Genomic DNA, 16911 nt, shown 5'->3' on the forward strand with positions numbered 1-16911 from the left:
CATGGACGAGAACTTCGCTCCCTTCGATCCCTCCGCGTGCCGCCGGATCGTGGTGAAGGTCGGCAGCGCCCTCATCGCGGATCCGGCCTTCTCCACCCTCCGCCGACTTGCGGCGGAACTGGCAGCGCTGAGGCGGGATGGGCGGGAGGTGGTGGTGGTCTCTTCCGGGGCGGTGGCCTTGGGCAGCACGCGGTTGGGGCTTCCTGCCCGACCCCTCTCCATCCCCGCAAAGCAGGCCGCGGCCGCGGTGGGCCAGCCCCTTCTCATGCAGGCGTGGGCCGAGGCGTTTGCCCACCACGACCTCGTGGTGGCCCAGGTACTCCTCACCGCCTTCGACCTCGCGGATCGGGCGCGGTTCCTCAACGCCCGCCACACCCTGGAAAACCTGCTTCGGTGGGGGGCGATCCCCGTGGTGAACGAGAACGACACCGTGGCGGTGGAGGAGCTGAAGTTCGGCGATAACGACCACCTCTCCGTGCTCCTGGCCACCCTGGTGGGCGCAGATCTGCTCCTCGTGCTGTCCGACGTGGAGGCCCTGTACGACCGGGATCCCCGCCGCTACCCCGATGCCCGGCCCATCCGACGGGTGGACCGGGTGGACCGGGAACTGCTGGCCCGGGCGGGCTCAGGCCCCGGGCAGGTGGGCACCGGGGGGATGCGGTCGAAGCTGCTGGCCGCGGAGAAGGCCCTGGCTGCAGGCATCCCTCTCTGGCTGCTTCCCGGCCATCGTCCGGGCGCCGTCCGAGAGGCCCTCTCCGGAGCCCAGATCGGCACGCTTTTCTGGAGTCCCCGGAGACGGTACTCGGGTCGGAAACTGTGGCTGTACCAGTTGCCGCGGCCCGCGGGGGAGCTGCTCCTGGACGCGGGCGCGGCCCGGGCCCTCCGGGAGGAGGGCGCTTCGCTCCTGCCCGCGGGGATCCTGGGCGTGCGGGGAGAGTTCGGAGTGGGGGATCCCGTGCGGTGCCTGGACCCCGAAGGGCGACTGGTCGGCGTGGGACTGGTGAACTACGGTTCCAGCGAGATCGAGCGCATCAAGGGGGCCCATACCCGGGAGATCGAGATCCGGCTGGGGTACAAGCACTCCGACGAGGTGATCCACCGGGACCACTTCGTGCTGGCCGGGGATCTGGAGGCGGAAACATCCTATACGGGAGGGGTGCGATGATCGAGCTGGCGAGCGAGCTGCGGCAGTTGGGAGAGCGGGCCCGGGCGGCCGCGCAGCAGCTCCTGCGGGCTTCCCCCGCGGCCAAGCAGCGGGCCCTGGTGCGGGCCGCGGAGCTCTTGGAGGCTCGGTGGTCGGAGGTTCTGGAGGCGAACCGGCGGGACCTGGAGGCCGCGCAGGCCCAGGGGCTGCCGAAGCCCAAACTGGAGCGCCTGCGCCTGGGGGATCGCCGGCGGGACGACCTCGTCGAGGGCCTGCGGCAGATCGCCTCCCTCCCGGATCCCGTGGGCGAGATCGAGCAGCTCGTGGTGCGGCCGAACGGCTTGCTGGTGGGTCGGATGCGGATCCCCCTGGGCGTGATCGGCCTCATCTACGAGGCCCGACCCGATGCCACGGTGGAGGCCAGCGCGGTGGCCCTCAAGGCCGGCAACGCCATCCTCCTGCGGGGCGGGAAAGAGGCCCGGCACAGCAACGAGGCCCTCGTGGGCCTGATCCGCTCGTCCCTGGCGGAATCCGGTCTTCCTCCGGACGCGGTGCAGCTCGTCCCCGCAGGGGACCGGCAGTCCGTGCTGGAGATGTGTCGGATGGAGGGGTGGTTAGACCTCCTCATCCCGAGGGGTGGGGAGGAGTTGATCCGGTTCGTGCAGGAGCATGCCCGGGTCCCGGTGCTGGCCCACGCCAAGGGGGTGAACCACCTGTACGTGGACGAGGAGGCGGACCTCGGGATGGCGGTGCGCATCGCGGTCAACGCCAAGGCCCAGCGCCCTGCCACCTGCAACGCCCTGGAGAAGGTACTGGTACACCGAGCGGTGGCGGCCGAGTTCCTGCCCCAGCTCGTGGCCGCCATGCGGGAGGCCGGGGTGGAGCTCCGGGGCTGTCCCCGGGCCCGGGAGATCGCGCCCGCCCTCAAGCCCGCCCAAGAGGAGGACTGGCGGGCGGAGTACCTGGATCTTGTGCTGGCGGTGCGGGTGGTGGACTCCCTGGAGGAAGCCCTGGAGCACATCGCCCGGTACGGCTCCCGGCACACGGAGGCCATCGTGACCCGCAACCACGACCGGGCCATGCGCTTCCTCCGGGAGGTGGACGCCTCCCTGGTGCTGGTGAACGCCAGCACCCGGTTTAACGACGGGTTCCAGCTGGGTCTGGGCGCGGAGATCGGGATCAGCACCACGAAGCTTCATGCGTACGGCCCCATGGGCGTGCGGGAGCTCACCACCACCAAGTTCGTGGCCCTGGGCCAGGGGCAGGTGCGGACCTAGATGGAGCCCGTGGTGGGCGTCATCATGGGATCCGCCTCCGACTGGGAGACCATGCGGCATGCGGCCGCCACGTTAGAGGAGCTCGGGGTGCCGTACGAGGTGCGGGTGGTGAGCGCCCACCGCACCCCGGAGCTCATGGCGGAGTACGCACGGAGTGCCGAGGAGCGGGGATTGCTCGTCATCATCGCGGGCGCCGGCGGGGCCGCCCACCTGCCCGGCATGACCGCGGCCCACACGGTGCTCCCGGTGCTGGGCGTGCCCGTGGAGTCCCAGGCCCTGCGGGGCCTGGATTCCCTGCTCAGCATCGTGCAGATGCCGGCCGGGGTGCCCGTGGGCACCCTTGCCATCGGACGGGCCGGAGCCGTCAATGCGGCTCTGCTGGCCGCGAGCATCGTGGGACTCAAGCATCCAGAGGTTCTGGAGCGGGTCAGGCGGTACCGGGAGGCGCGCAAGCAGGAGGTGCTCGCCCGCCCGGACCCCCGCGCGGAGCCGTGAGGATCGGGATCCTCGGAGGCGGCCAGCTCGGCCGGATGCTGGCCCTGGCCGGCTACCCTCTTGGCTTTTCCTTCCGGTTCCTGGACCCCTCCCCGGAGGCCTGTGCGGGGCAGGTGGGGGCGTTGCAGGTGGGGGAGTACGGGGATGAAGGAGTCCTGCGCCGGTTCGCGGAAGGGCTGGAGGTCGTCACCTACGAGTTCGAGAACGTGCCGGTCAAGGCCGCCCGGTTTCTGGCCGAAACCCTTCCCCTCCACCCCCCGCCCGAGGCCCTGGAGGTGGCCCAGGACCGGCTCGCGGAGAAGCGGTTCTTCGCGTCCCTGGGGATTCCCACCCCCGCCTTCCATCCGGTGGACGACCCCACAGACCTCAAGGCAGGGGTGGAACGCCTCGGCCTGCCGGCCCTCCTCAAGACCCGACGCGGCGGGTACGACGGTAAGGGCCAGGTCCTTCTCCGGAGGCGGGAAGACCTGGAGCCCGCGTGGGCGGCCCTGGGCGGAGCGAACCTGATCTTGGAGGAGTTCGTGCCCTTCCATCGGGAGCTCTCCGTGCTGGCGGTCCGCTCCCCCAGCGGGGAGATGGCCTGCTATCCGCTCGTGGAGAACCATCACCGGGAGGGGATGCTGCGCCTCTCCCTGGCCCCCGCGCCTCAGCTCACCCGAGAACTCCAGGGAAAGGCCGAGGCGTACGCAAAACGGATCCTGGAGGCCCTGGAATACGCGGGGGTACTCGCCCTGGAGCTGTTCCAGGTGGGAACGGAGCTCCTCGCCAACGAGATGGCCCCGCGGGTCCACAACAGCGGGCACTGGACCATCGAGGGCGCGGAGACGAGCCAATTCGAGAACCACCTGCGGGCCATCACCGGACTCCCGCTCGGCTCCACCGCCCCGCGAGGGTGGAGCGCCATGGTGAACCTCATCGGGCGGAAGCCTGAGTTCCGGGAGCTGCTCGCCCTTCCCGGAACGCACCTCCACTGGTACGGGAAGCGGGTGCGGCCGGGCCGGAAGGTGGGGCACATCACCCTGCGGGCGGATTCGGAGCAAGCCGTCCTGGAGCTCCTCCCGCGGCTGCTCGCTCTCGCGGGAGAGCGGCTTCCGGAGCCCTACCGGATGGCCTCCTCCCGGTAAGAAGGCACCTCCTGGCCGCGCAGGTACTCCAGCAGCCGCCGGGCCACCTTTGGACCCACCACCGCGGCCACCTCCTCCTCCCGGGCTTCCCGCAGGCGGCGCACCGATCCGAAGTGCCGGATGAGCTCCCGCTTGCGCTTCTCCCCGATCCCCGGGATCTCGTCCAGGACCGAGTACACGATGCGCCGGTCCCGGAGCATGCGGTGGTAGGCATTCGCGAACCGGTGGGCCTCATCCCGCACCCGCTGCAGGAGCTGCAGGGCCGCGGATTCCTGCGGGAGCCGGAGAGGTTCCGGCGCATCGGATCGGTACACGAGCTCCTCCCGCTTTGCGAGGGCCACCACGGGGATCCGCATGCCGAGTCCGGATAGAATTGCCAGGGCCGCACTGAGCTGGGATCGACCGCCGTCCACCAGGATGAGGTCCGGGAGCACGGACCACTTGGGCTTGCGGACTGCGCCCCTCTGGAGGGCTTCTTCTTCCTGCCGGGCGTTTTCGAACCGGCGGCGCAGAACCTCTTGCAACATGCCCACGTCGTTGGGCCCGGGCGTCGACCGGATCTTGAACCGGCGGTAGGCGTCCTTGCGGGGCCGCCCTCCCTCGAAGGTCACCAGACACGCCACCGCCTCCCCGGACTGGAAGTTGGAGACGTCGTAGCCCTCGATGCGGAAGGGGACCTCCGCAAGCCCCAACACCTGCTGCAGCGCCCGCACCGCCGCCCCCTCCCGCCCCACGAGCCGCACCCGCTCCTGTTCCAGGTGCACCCGGGCGTTCTCCCGGGCCATCTCCACCAGGCACCGGTCCGCCTCCCGCTCCGGCACCGTCACCCGAACCGGCTCCCCCCGCCGCTCCCGGAGCCACCGGGCGATGAGTTCCTGGTCGTCCACGGGCTCGGGGATGAGGACCTCCGGCGGAACGGTGGTGGCGTGCGCGTAGAACTGCTCCAGGAAGGTGCGCAGGACCTCCGCAGGGGCGTGCGCGAGGGCGCCCGTGAGGAAGAAGTGTTCCTGCCCCACGAGCCGCCCCCCGCGGACGAAGAGCACCTGGGCGCAGGCGTCGTCCCCGTCCACGTGGACCGCCACCACGTCCCGATCCTCCAAGCCCGGACCGGAGGTGCGCTGTCGCTGCCGGATGGCCTCGATGGCCCGGATCTGGTCCCGCAGGGCCGCCGCCCGCTCGAATTCCAGTCGGTCTGCGGCCGTCTGCATCTCCCGCCGCAGCGCCTCCAGTACCGCTTCCTGCTTCCCTTCCAGGAACAGCACCGCCTGGCGCACCTGCTCCGCGTATTCCTCCTGGCTGGCGCCCCAAGCCACGCAAGGGGCGGTGCACAACCCCATGGCGTGATCCAGGCAGGGGCGCGGGAGGGACCGATCGATCTCGATCCGGCAGCTACGCAGCCGGAAGAGCTTCCGGATGGTTCGGATGGTACGACGCACGAGCTTCGGCTCGTGGTACGGATAGGGGCCGAAGTAGCGGGCCCCGTCCTGCGCGATCTTCCGGGTCATCACGATCTTGGGATAGGGCTCGTTCGTGATCTTGATGTAGGGATAAGCCTTGTCGTCCGCCATCCGCACGTTGTACCGTGGGCGGTGCTGCTTGATGAGGTTCGTCTCCAGGACCAGGGCCTCCACCTCGTTGGCGCACACCACCACGTCGAAGTCGAAGACCTTCGTCATGAGGTGGCGGATGCGGGGGGAGGAGGTGGTGCGGGGGTCCTGGAAGTAGGTGCGTACCCGGTTCCGCAGGGACGCGGCCTTCCCCACGTAGATCACCCGGCCCGCCCGGTCCCGCAGGAGGTACACCCCGGGCTGGGCCGGAAGCGCCCGCAGCTTCTCCTCCAGGTTCGGGGCCCGCTCCATGGCCCTTCCATCATATCCCAAGGTTCTTGGGGAAAGCGGCTCCAGCTCCCGCCTCGGAGTTCCTCAAGCGTCCGTACCTTGCGCCCCCACCCGCCGCAACAGCGCCCCAAGCGGCGCGGCCTCCACCGGCACGCCGTTCCGGAAGGCGATCCACAGGTCGCTCCAGGGCGGGAGCCTCTCCCCGGGGACCAGGATCCCCACCAGGTTCAGGGGATCCGCGGCGGAGAGCACCACGACTTCCGGATCTCCGGCTGTCCGCCGCACGGCCCGCAGGGCTTCCACCGCCTCCGGGAGCGCGTACTGCTCGCCCGTGAAGCCACCGACGAACCGGCCTCCCCGGATCCGCCCCTGCAGCTCCCACCGCCGGTACACCCCCACGAGATCCCGCCACGGAGGGGCGATCCGCTCCCGTATGAGGACTTCCCGGAACACCACCCCGTACCGCCGCAGCAGTTGCTGCGCGATCCGCTCCGTGCGTTCCGGCTCCGGGATCTTCCCACCAGACCCCCACAGGGCCCACCGGCCCACGGGGAGGGACCGACCGTGGAGCCCTCCGGGGAGTACCCGCAGCCCCCGCCGCCCCCGGCGCAGGAGCTGTCGCAACCCTCCCACCCCGTCCCCGCTCACGAGCCCCGCGCCCACCAGCTCCCACAGGGCCGCCTCGACCTCCGAGGGAAGCCGGCGCAGGGCCCTCGCCATGTCCGAGAGGAAGGAGGCGCCGTGGGCTTCCAGGTACGCCAGGACGTCCCGGGCCACCACGGAAAGCCCTTCCCTGGAGAGCCCGTCCCGTTGCGCGTAGACCTCCAGGTCCTCCCGCAGCAGGAAGGCGATGGGCGTCGTGCGCAAAAAGCTCCTGCGCCGCCGGATCCCCTTGGGTTCCGGGTTTCCGTCCCGCCCGATCCGGCCCCAGGTCACGACCCCGCTCAGGCAGAGGGCCTCCAGGTCCGCGGGGTTGTAGGCACGGATCCGGGCGGGAAGCACGCTCGTCTCCCAGGCCTCCGCCGGAAGTTCCAGACCCTGGAGTTGGCCGATCACCTGCAGGAGGCCGTCCCGACCGTGCAGCTGGGTTCCCGGGTGCACGTGCTGCCACCGGAACAAAAACCGCATGAAGTCCGAAGGCGCCACAGGCTCGATCTCCCGCCGCAGCCGGCCCACGGTGAGCCGGTGGATCCGCGCGAGGAGCCTGCGCTCGCACCACTCCTCCTCCACGAGCCCCGGGGTGTAGTGCCCCCGCAGCACCATCCCCGTCCCTTCCAGGGCCGCGAGGGCCGCCGTGACCTCCCCTTCCGGAAGACCCAGCCGCGCGGCCAGGGCCGGGGCCGTGGTGGGGCCGAGGTGCGGCATCCAGCCCCGTACCACGGCCAGCACCGCCTCCTCCCGGGTCGGTTGCGGTAGGTCCGTGGCCCGCTCGGGCTCCGGTTGGAAGCGGGCCTGGGGCCAGATGGCCCGGACGAAGGGCACGCGTTCTGCGGCCACGTATCCCCGGAGGTCACCGGCCACCGCCACGGTGGCCCGCCCCTCGCGCAAGAGGCTCTCCGCGAAGGCTTCCCAAAGACCCGCCTCCCGCACCGGGAGGAGGACGAGGGTATGGAGGAGGTCATGGAGTTCGTCCGGATCCCGCACGTCCGGCCATGCCTGGGCCCGCACCTCCTCGATGGCCTCGGGATCCAGAGCTCCGGGGCCCCGGGCGAGCTCCGGGTCCACCCGGCGCAGCTGCACCGCCCGGGCCCGCCGCTCCTCCAGGGGCGCGTCGTCGAGGAAGGCGTAGGGGTTCGCGTTGAGGATCTCGTGGGAGGCGGGGGAGGGAATCGGCGTCTCCACGGCCACGGTGCGGATCTCCCCCCGCTCCATGCGTCCCACGATCTCCGCCAGGCGCCCGAGGTCCATCGCTTCCTCCAAGCAGCTGCGGATGGTCTCGTTTACCAGCGGATGGTCCGGCGGGGTGATGGGGCCCATGCGGTTGTCCTGGCAGCCCACTTGATCCGGGAACACCGCGGCCAGGAGGTCCTCCGCCTGCATGCGTTGGATCTGGGGCGGTACTTTCCGACCGCCCCGCTGCCGCAGGACGGCCAGGGCCCGCTGGGCGTTCTGTCGCCACCGGGTGAGGAAAAGCGGAGACTGCAGGGTGGCCTGGAGGAGGTCCTTCTCGACGGTCTGGGACCGCACGAAGGAGAAGATGAGCTCGAGGGGGAAGCTGTGTTGCTCGCCCAGGGAGAGCAGGATCCCGTCGTCCGTGGCCGCGGCCTGCAGCTCGAAGTCGAAGGTGAGGCAGAAGCGCTTGCGCAATGCGAGCCCCCATGCCCGGTTCACCCGGGCGCCGAAGGGCGTGTGCAGCACGATCTGCATCCCGCCCGCCTCGTCGAAGAACCGTTCCGCCACCAAGCAATCCTGGGTGGGCACGCAGCCCAGCACCGCCACCGTCTCCCGGATGTAGTCCACCACCTGCTTTGCGCCCGCTTCGTCCAGGCCCGTCTCCTGCACGAGCCAGGCCACGGCACCGGAGGGGTCGTGGATCCGTTGCGCCACCGCCGCGCGCAGGTCCGAGACCGCCTGCGAGAGCTCCCAGGTGCGGGCCGGCGCCTCCCCGAGCCAGAAGGGGATGGTGGGCGGAGCACCGTGTGCGTTCTCCACCCGCACCCGTCCGCTGCTTTCCACCCGGCGCACCCGCCAGGAGGTGTTGCCCAGGAGGAACACGTCTCCCGGTGCGCTCTCGACGGCGAATTCCTCGTTCACCCGGCCGACGAGGGTCTCATCGGGCTCCGCGATCACGTCGAAGTCGAAGGTCTCCGGGATGGCGCCCCCGCAGGTGATGGCCACCATCCGGGCACCCCTGCGGGCCCGCACCACGCCCTTCACCCGATCCCGGTGCAGCAGGGCACCGGCTCTCCCTCGGCGGGCCGCGATCCCCTCGGAGAGCATCTCCAGCACCTGCTCGAACTCCCGCCGGCTCAGATTCCGGTACGGATAGGCCCCCCGCACGAGCGCGAAGAGCTCGTGCTCTGCGATGGGCGCACAGGCCGCGATGGCCACCATCTGCTGGGCCAGCACGTCGAGGGGCTTTTCCGGGAGGAGTACCCGGTCCAAAATCCCCCGGCGAACGGCCTGTACCGCGGCCGCGCACTGCATGAGCTCATCCCGGGTGAGGGGGAAGAGCACGCCCTTGGGCATCCGGTCCATCCCGTGCCCGGACCGGCCGACCCGCTGGAGGAGGGTGGAAAGGGCCCGGGGAGCGCCCACGTGACACACCAGGTCCACGTGGCCGATGTCGATGCCGAGCTCCAGGGAGGCGGTGGCCACCACCACGGACAGATCGCCCTGCTTGAGCCGGCGCTCCGTCTCCTGCCGCAGGGTGCGGGCGAGGCTCCCGTGGTGGGAGGCCACCCGGCCCTCACCCAGGCGCTCGGAGAGGCGGTGGGCCACCCGTTCCGCCAGCTTCCGGGTGCTGACGAACACCAGGGTGGTGCGGTGGCGTCCTGCGAGCTCCGCGATCCGGTCGTACACCTCCGCCCAGATCTCATGGGTGGCCACGGGCCCGAGGAGTTGCTCGGGGACCCAGATGGAGAGATCCCAGGCCCTCTGCCAGCCCGCGTCCACGATGGCGCAGTCCGGGGAGCCGTCCGACCCACACCGGGCGGTCCCCACCAGCAGCCGGGCCAGCTCCTCGAGAGGGTGGGCGGTGGCGCTAAGCCCGATGCGCTGGCAGCGCCGCCCCGCGAGGTGATCCAGCCGCTCCAGGGAGAGGGTGAGGTGGGCTCCCCGCTTGTCCTGGGCGATGGCGTGCAGCTCGTCCACGATCACCGTGCGGGCGGTACGCAGAACCCGCCGGCCGCGCTCCGCGGTGAGCAGGAGGTACAGGGACTCCGGGGTGGTCACGAGGATGTGGGGGGGACGGCGCACCATCCGGTCCCGCTCGCGGGGAAGGGTATCGCCCGTACGCACCGCCACCCGGACCTCCGGCACCCACGTCCCCTCCCGCCCCGCGAGCTCCCGGATCTGCTGAAGGGGCTCCTGCAGGTTGCGGTGGATGTCGTTGCTCAGGGCCCGCAGGGGCGAGACGTACACCACTTGGGTCTGGTCCGGAAGCAGCGGCGAGGAGAGCAACTCGCTCAGGGACCACAGGAAGGCCGCGAGGGTCTTCCCGGAGCCCGTGGGGGCCGCGATGAGGGTGTCCCTTCCTGCCGCGATGGCGGGCCAACCCAGACGCTGGGCCGGGGTGGGTTCCGGGAACCGTTCCCGGAACCAGCGCGTCACGAGAGGGTGGAAGGGAAGGTCCATGCGACCATTTTAGACAGGGCCGGGAGGATGGGGCATCATAGGAGCGTGGCGCGCGCAAGCCTGCTCGTCCCCCTCGTCTTTCTCCTCGCGCTCCCGGGGTTTGCGGCGGACCTCCCGGAGGCCGCGGTCCCGGAGCGGACAGCCCGGAGGCTGAGGGTACGGCCAGGAGATGTCCTCGAGGTGGCCGCGGATCCCGCCATGCGCCGCGCCCAGCGGGTTCGGGTGGCGGTGGTGTGGAACCCCGCAGAGCACCCCGCGGACGTGGCCCGCCAGGAGCTGCGGCTGGTGTTGCGGCTCCCGTTCCTGGAGGCCCTTACGGGTCGTCCCGATACGGTGGACCGGGTGGTGGTGCGGCTGCGGCAGGGTGCGCAGGCCCAACGGGTGCGGGAGGATTTGGAGGCGTGGGCCGTGGGCTTCGATGCGTACACCGCGGAGGAGCTCGCGGCCCACACCTCCCGGGCCTTCGTGGTGGTCTCCCGGTTCCACCGGGCCATCGCCCTCGTGACCCTGCTCGCCGGAGGGATCTTCCTGGTGGCGGTGACGGGCCTGCGCACCAGCGAGATGCGGCGGGAGATCGGGGCCCTGCGTCTGGTGGGGATCGGCCGGGGGACCATCGCCCTCGCGGTGGTGGGCATCGCCACGGGCGTGGCGCTCTTGGGTACCCTGCTGGGGCTCGGGATCGGTGCGGTCCTCGTGGCGGCCATCAACGCGTACTACCAGCCCCTCTTCCAGACCTCCCTGGTCTTCGCGGTGCTGGAACCGCGGACGGTGGCGGCCGCCGCGGCCTTCTCGGTGCTTCTGGGCATCTTCTCGGGCGTCGCCGTGGCCGCGCGGCTGCTGCGCCAGCCTCCCCTCGAACAGGTGAGTCGGTAGTGGTGACGTTCCTGGCCCTCCGCTCCCTCCGCCGGTCTCCTGCCCGGACCCTGCTCTTGCTGGCGGGCATCACCCTCTCCGGGAGCCTCCTGCTCGACATGACCATGCTGGGATCGGGGCTGGTGGAGAGCTTCGGGGACGTGCTGGGAAGGCTGGGGTACGAGATCCGCGTGGTTCCCCGCGGCACCCTCCCCCTCTCCTCCACCCTCCTCATCCCGAACGCCTCGGGGATCGCGAGGAGGATCGCCGCGCATCCCGACGTGGCCTGGGCAACTCCCATGATTGCCACCCAGCTCTACGCGGAGGCCGGAGGAAGGCGGCTCAGCGTGGTGGCCTACGGGATCCCGTCCCGCCTTCCCGGCCTCGTGCGGACAGAGGCGGACGTCCGAGGGGGGGCGGTGCTCAACGCCCTTCTCGCCCGGGAACTGCGGGTGCGTCCGGGGGACCGCATTCGGCTCGGCACCCGCCTGAGCCCCCAGACCCTGGCCCCGGAGACTGCCGCGGAGGTGCGGGTGGCGGGGCTTGGGGAATTTCCCTTTGACCTACGGGGCCAGCGCACCCTCGCGGTTGCCCTCCGGGTCCTGGAGGCGCTGTTGGGAACCCAGGACAGCGCCTCGTTCCTGGTGGTGAAGGTACGGGAGGGAGCGGATCCGGAGGCGGTGCGGGAGTGGGTGAACCGGACCTTCCCGGAGCTGGAGGCCCTCTCCATCCCGGCATTGCTCCAAGCGGTCCGCAGACAGCTCCGGTACTTCGACCATTTCTCCGTCATCCTGAGCGGGGTGAGTCTCGTGGTGGCCGCGCTCCTCGTGGGAACGGTGCTTACCCTGCAGATCGGGGAGCGGCTGGGAGAGCTCGCGGTGCTCCGGGCCATCGGGCTCCGGAGATCTCGGGTGGTGCTCCTGATCCTCGCGGAGGGGTTTGTCCTCGCGGCCATCAGCACTCCCCTCGCCCTTGGAATCGGGCTAGGCCTCAGCGAGCCCCTCGACGCCATCCTCCGGACCATGCCGGGGGTACCTCAGGACCTCCGGTTCTTCGTGCTCTCCCCCTCCGCGGTCCTGCACACCGTGCTCCTCCTCCTCTCCGCGGGAACCCTGGGGGCCGCGTACCCCGCCTGGGTGGCGGGAAGCCTCCACCTCGCCACCACCCTCCACCAGGAGGTGCAGGCGTGACGGCCGTGGTGGAGGTTCGGGAGGCCTGGCGCGTGTACCGGCTAAACGGGGTTGAGGTCCCGGCCCTGCGGGGGGTCTCCCTCCAGGTACACCCCCGGGATTTCCTCGCCATCGTGGGACCCTCGGGCAGCGGGAAGTCCACGCTCCTGCACCTCATGGGCGGGGTGGATCTTCCCACCGCGGGGGAGGTGCGGCTGTTCGGGAACCCCACCCACCGCATGACGGAGGCGCAGCGCGCGGCCCTGCGCCTGCACCGCGTGGGATTTGTCTTCCAGCGGTTCTTCCTCCTCCCCCACCTCACCCTGGAGGAGAACGTGCTCCTCCCCATGCTGGAGGCCCGGGTTCCCGCGGAGGAGCGGCGGAAGCGGGTGGAGGAGCTGCTGGGGTACGTGGGGCTCCTGCACCGGCGGCACCACCTGCCCGGGCAGCTCTCGGGCGGCGAGATGCAGCGGGGGGCCATCGCCCGCGCCCTCGCGAACCGCCCCGGGCTGCTCCTCGCGGATGAGCCCACCGGGGAACTCGACCAGGAGACGGGGCGGGAGATCGGGAAACTCTTCCGCAGGATCCGGGAGGACGGGGTGGCCGTGGTGGTGGTCACCCATAACCCGGAACTCGCCTCCCTCGCGGAAGGGGTGCTCACCATCCGGGATGGGAGGTTCGTGTGAACCCGGCTACCGCCTTCCTCCTCACCTTCCGTACCCTCCTCAGCCGCCCTCGCCGCACCGCGGTCCTCCTCCTCGGGTACGGGCTCGGCGTCGGTGTCATGGTGGCCCTCCTCGCGGTGGGGGACGCCCTCCTCCTCCAGGCCCGGGACCGGGACGTGGTGGCGGGCGGGGATGTGGTGCTGCTCCCGGAGGGCGTGGACCCCGAAGTCCTGAAGGTGGGTGGGGTCACGGGGATGTACCTGGAGATTCCCAATGCCCGGTACCTGGTCCGGCAGATCCTTCTGGGGCCCCGTTACGCGCCCGTCATCGCCGCCGTCTCCCCGGAGGTCACGGACCGGGTGGTGTACGTGCGGGTGCGGGGAAAAGTGTACGCGGTGCGGGCGAACGGCATCCTCCCCTCCGCGGCGCACCGTACCCGCAGCGCCCTCGCGGTTCCGGGGTGGGAGGATACGGCGGAAGATCGGGCGTGGCTCAGCCCGGACTCGGCGGCCCTGCTGGCCGAGATGGACCGGTTCCACGCCCCCAGCGGTCCGGCGTGGGCGGAGTGGTGGTACTTCAACTTCGCGGCGGGGGACGGCACCTACGGGTATCTCTCCTTCATCGCGGATGCGAGAGGAGAGGCCGCGGTAGGTGCCACCGTGCGGCTCGGGGACGGAGGGCTCGTACGTTGGACGGACCGGTACCGGGCTCGGGCGCTCCCCTTTGGAGGGAGCTCGGGTCCCCTTCGGTTTGAGGCCGGACCGCACCGGGCGGAGCTTCGGGGGGGGAGCTACCGGGTCCGGGTACGCCGGGTTGGGTTCGCAGCGGACTTGGAGATCACGCCGGTTCCGGGCCTGTACTTCCCGCCCGTGGAGTGGCGGTCCGGAAGCTTCCGGTCCGGGTACACGGTTCCGGCCCTCCGCGCGGAGATCAAGGGAGAGATGCGGATCGGGGCACGGGTTCTGCCGGTTCGGGGGACCGCCTACCACGACCACAACTGGGGGAACTGGACCGGGGTGAGGTGGGAGTGGGGAAGCGCGAGCACCGCGAACCACGCCCTGCTGTACGGACTCGTGCGGCACCCCTCCTTGCGGAACCGGGAGACCCTGGTGGCCCTGTACGCCACCCGGCCGCGGTCCGGGCTGCTGAGCGTCCTGCGGGGAACGGTGCCGGTACGGGAGGACGGGCGCTCCGCCCCCACACGGTTGCGTTTCCGGGCCGCCAACGACGCCCGGGACACCCTCACCGCGGAACTGGAGGTGCTGGACGCCATCCCCACCTCCACGGGCCGAACCACCTTCTGGCAGCTCCGAACCCGCTACCGGATTCGGGGAGTGGTGGCGGATCGGCCGGTGGCGGTGGACGCCTTGGGGTTTGCGGAGACCTTCACGGGGCGGTAGGACGCCGCACCCGCCGCACCGCCTTTTCCAGCTCCACCGCCCCGAGCGCCACCATTCCGAGGAGGAATGTCACCCCGAGGGCAGCGGGATCCAGGGGGAGGGTCCGGAAGACCCCCTGAAGGGGCGGGAGGTACACCACCCCGAGCTGCAAAACGATGCCCAGGGCCACCGCGCCGGCCAGGGCCCGGTTCTGCAGGGCGGTACGCCACGCGGATCTATGGGTGCGCAGGGCGTAGACCCCACCGAACTGGGCGAAGGCAAGCCCCACGAATACCACCGTCTGCCACCGGGGATCTGCGGCCCGCAGGTATCCCGTACCGATCCCCAGGGTCAGGAGACCCGTGAGGAGTCCGACCCAGATCACGGCCCAGCCCGAGGCACGGTCCAGAACCGGTTCGTCCCGACGGCGCGGCGGACGATCCATCACGTCCTCCTCTGGTGGCTCCAGGGCGAGGGCCAAGGCGGGGAGCCCGTCCGTGATGAGGTTGATCCACAGGATCTGGAGGGGGTAGAGAGGGAACGGAAGGCCCGCGATCCCCGCGGCCAGCATCGTCACCAGCTCCGCGGCGTTCGTGGTGAAGAGGTAGCGGACGAACTTCCGCACGTTGTCGAAAACCACCCGTCCCTCCTCCACCGCGGCCACGAGGGTGGCGAAGTGATCGTCCAGCAGCACCATCGCCGAGGCCTCCTTCGCCACCTCCGTGCCACTTCCCATGGCCACGCCTACGTCCGCCCGACGCAGCGCTGGTCCGTCGTTTACCCCGTCCCCCGTGACCGCCACCACCTCCCCCTGCGCCTGCAGGGCTTCCACCAGACGCAGCTTTTGCTCCGGCACCACCCGGGCGTACACGGAGGCCTCCCGGACCAGCCGACCCAAGGCTTCTTGCGGCAATTCCTCCAGCTCGGACCCCGTGATCACCTGGGCGTGGGGGTCCTCGACGATCCCCGCGGCCCGGGCGATGGCCCGGGCCGCGGTGGGATGGTCACCGGTCACCATGACCACCCGGATTCCGGCCCGGTGACACATCTCCACGGCCCTCGGGACCTCCGGCCGGAGGGGATCCACAAGCCCCACCAGGCCCGCGAGCACGAGTCCGTCCGCAGCGGTTTCCTCGCGGTCCGGGGGCGCCTCGGCGGTACGGAAGGCCAGGGCCAGCACCCGCATCCCTTCTCGGGCCATGGCCTCCACCCGGGCGTTCACCCGTACCCGCGCCTTCTCCCCCAACCGTTCCGCCCCGCCGGCAGTCCACCACCGGGTACATCCCGGAACCACCACCTCGGGTGCCCCCTTCACGAACACCGCGTAAGGCGCGGTTTCAAGCCACGGGATCCCCGTCGGCTCTTCCACCCGGTGCACGGTGACCATGCGCTTCCGGCGGGCATCGAAGGGCCACTCCCCCACCCGGGGGAGCCTTTGCCGCCAGCCTCGGACGTCCCCGCCCTCTGCCCGGACGGCCTCCAGCAGGGCCACGTCCACGGGATCTCCCACCACCCGGTGGTCCGCGTCCTGCTGGGCGTCGTTACACATCGCCGCCACCAAAAAGGCCGGGAGCGGCTCGGACGGAGCTCCGGCAGTCCACCACCGGGCCACGGAGAGCTGGTTTCGGGTGAGGGTTCCGGTCTTGTCCGTGCAAACCACGGTGACGCTCCCGAGGGTCTCCACCGCGGCGAGCTTCCGGATCAGCGCGCGGCGCCGGAGCATCCGCTGGGCTCCCAGACTCAGCGCGATGGTGAGTACCGCGGGCAATCCCTCCGGGACCGCGGCCACCGCCAGGCTCACCCCCACCAGGAGCACCCGGTCCCACCCTTCACCCCGCAGGAGCCCCAGGACCGTGACCACCGCCACGATCCCCAGGGCCGCGATCCCCAGCTGCCGGGCAAGCCGCTCCAGCCGGTCCTGTAGAGGCGTGCGCTCGGGCCGCACCACCGCCACCAGGGACGCCACCCGTCCCAACTCCGTCCGCAGGCCCGTGGCCACCACGATCCCCACCCCGCGGCCTGCCGTCACCGTGGTCCCCGCGTAGGCCATGTTGCGCCGCTCCGCGAGGGGCGTCCGGGGATCCGGTCGTGCCGAGGCGTCCTTGTCCACGGGCTCGGATTCTCCCGTGAGGGTGGACTCGTCCGCGCGCAGACCCGCGGTCTCCGCCAGCCGGATGTCCGCGGGGACCCGGTCCCCTGCCTCCAGGATCACCACGTCCCCCGGAGCCAGGTGGGTACCGGGGATCTCTCGGATGCGTCCGGCCCGACGCACCCGGGCTTGAGGGACCACCAACCGCCGCAGGGCCTCCATGGCCCGCTCCGCCCGGTACTCCTGGACGTATCCCAGGAGGGCGTTCAGCACCAGAACCGCGGCCACCGCCGCGGCTTCCGGGAGGTCTCCTAGGACCGCGGAGAGGGCCACCGCGATCAGCAGCACGAGCACGAGGGCGCTTCGGAACTGCTCCAGGAAGATCCCGAGAGGACCGCGCGCGGTGGGCTGGGGGAGGGCGTTGGGGCCCCACTTGCGCAGGCGCTCTTCTGCCTCCCGGTCGGAGATGCCCGTATGGGGATCCGTCCCGAGCTGGCGGATCACTTCTTCTAACGGGAGGCTGTGCCACCGGGGTTCCGAGACGTCCGCGGCCATCCCGGATCCAGGGTACAACGGGCCCGCC

11 protein-coding genes are annotated in these 16911 nt (G+C 71.1%); 8 read left to right on the forward strand and 3 right to left on the reverse strand.

Annotation, left to right across the window (positions count from 1 at the left end):
• Position 1 precedes the first annotated feature (1 nt).
• From proB to QN206_07235, 4 genes are read left to right on the forward strand one after another with little or no spacing between them, the layout of a single operon-like run.
• On the forward strand, positions 2–1165 hold the full coding sequence (proB, locus tag QN206_07220) for a glutamate 5-kinase (GenBank protein ID MDR7614601.1): 1164 nt from the start codon (positions 2–4) through the stop codon (positions 1163–1165).
• A complete protein-coding gene (locus tag QN206_07225; protein MDR7614602.1) occupies positions 1162–2421 on the forward strand; it encodes a glutamate-5-semialdehyde dehydrogenase in 1260 nt (419 codons plus the stop codon). Before proB ends, QN206_07225 begins: the two co-directional genes overlap by 4 nt.
• Entirely contained in the window at positions 2422–2916 is a 495-nt protein-coding gene (purE, locus tag QN206_07230) for a 5-(carboxyamino)imidazole ribonucleotide mutase (GenBank protein MDR7614603.1), read from the forward strand.
• Positions 2913–4040, forward strand: coding sequence for a 5-(carboxyamino)imidazole ribonucleotide synthase (locus tag QN206_07235; GenBank protein ID MDR7614604.1), 1128 nt, complete (start codon positions 2913–2915; stop codon positions 4038–4040). Before purE ends, QN206_07235 begins: the two co-directional genes overlap by 4 nt.
• Here the strand turns inward: QN206_07235 and uvrC are convergent.
• Positions 4016–5899: an excinuclease ABC subunit UvrC gene (gene uvrC / locus QN206_07240; protein MDR7614605.1), complete on the reverse strand. Its 1884-nt coding sequence runs from the start codon at positions 5897–5899 to the stop codon at positions 4016–4018. The two genes, QN206_07235 and uvrC, sit on opposite strands and share 25 nt — an antisense overlap.
• 63 nt (positions 5900–5962) lie before the next feature.
• Entirely contained in the window at positions 5963–10174 is a 4212-nt protein-coding gene (locus QN206_07245; GenBank protein MDR7614606.1) for a DEAD/DEAH box helicase, read from the reverse strand.
• A 27-nt stretch (positions 10175–10201) separates the two neighbouring features.
• Between QN206_07245 and QN206_07250 the strand changes: the two genes are divergently transcribed.
• The 4 genes from QN206_07250 to QN206_07265 are packed head-to-tail and all read left to right on the forward strand — an operon-like array spanning position 10202 to position 14260.
• Positions 10202–11047: an ABC transporter permease gene (locus QN206_07250; GenBank protein ID MDR7614607.1), complete on the forward strand. Its 846-nt coding sequence runs from the start codon at positions 10202–10204 to the stop codon at positions 11045–11047.
• A 2-nt stretch (positions 11048–11049) separates the two neighbouring features.
• A complete protein-coding gene (locus QN206_07255) occupies positions 11050–12216 on the forward strand; it encodes an FtsX-like permease family protein (protein ID MDR7614608.1) in 1167 nt (388 codons plus the stop codon).
• A complete protein-coding gene (locus QN206_07260; protein MDR7614609.1) occupies positions 12213–12881 on the forward strand; it encodes an ABC transporter ATP-binding protein in 669 nt (222 codons plus the stop codon). The genes QN206_07255 and QN206_07260 overlap by 4 nt, the downstream gene beginning before the upstream one ends.
• Positions 12878–14260 carry a hypothetical protein gene (locus tag QN206_07265; GenBank protein MDR7614610.1) on the forward strand — a complete coding sequence of 461 codons (1383 nt, stop codon included), beginning with the start codon at positions 12878–12880 and terminating at the stop codon, positions 14258–14260. The genes QN206_07260 and QN206_07265 overlap by 4 nt, the downstream gene beginning before the upstream one ends.
• On the opposite strand, the gene QN206_07270 is transcribed toward QN206_07265, so the two are convergent.
• The gene (locus QN206_07270; protein ID MDR7614611.1) at positions 14247–16883 is read right to left on the reverse strand and encodes a cation-translocating P-type ATPase; all 2637 of its coding nucleotides are present in this window, start codon (positions 16881–16883) and stop codon (positions 14247–14249) included. The genes QN206_07265 and QN206_07270 overlap by 14 nt on opposite strands.
• Positions 16884–16911 lie beyond the last annotated feature (28 nt).

The sequence above is a fragment of the Armatimonadota bacterium genome (assembly GCA_031460175.1).
GTDB classification, from domain to species: domain Bacteria; phylum Sysuimicrobiota; class Sysuimicrobiia; order Sysuimicrobiales; family Sysuimicrobiaceae; genus Sysuimicrobium; species Sysuimicrobium tengchongense.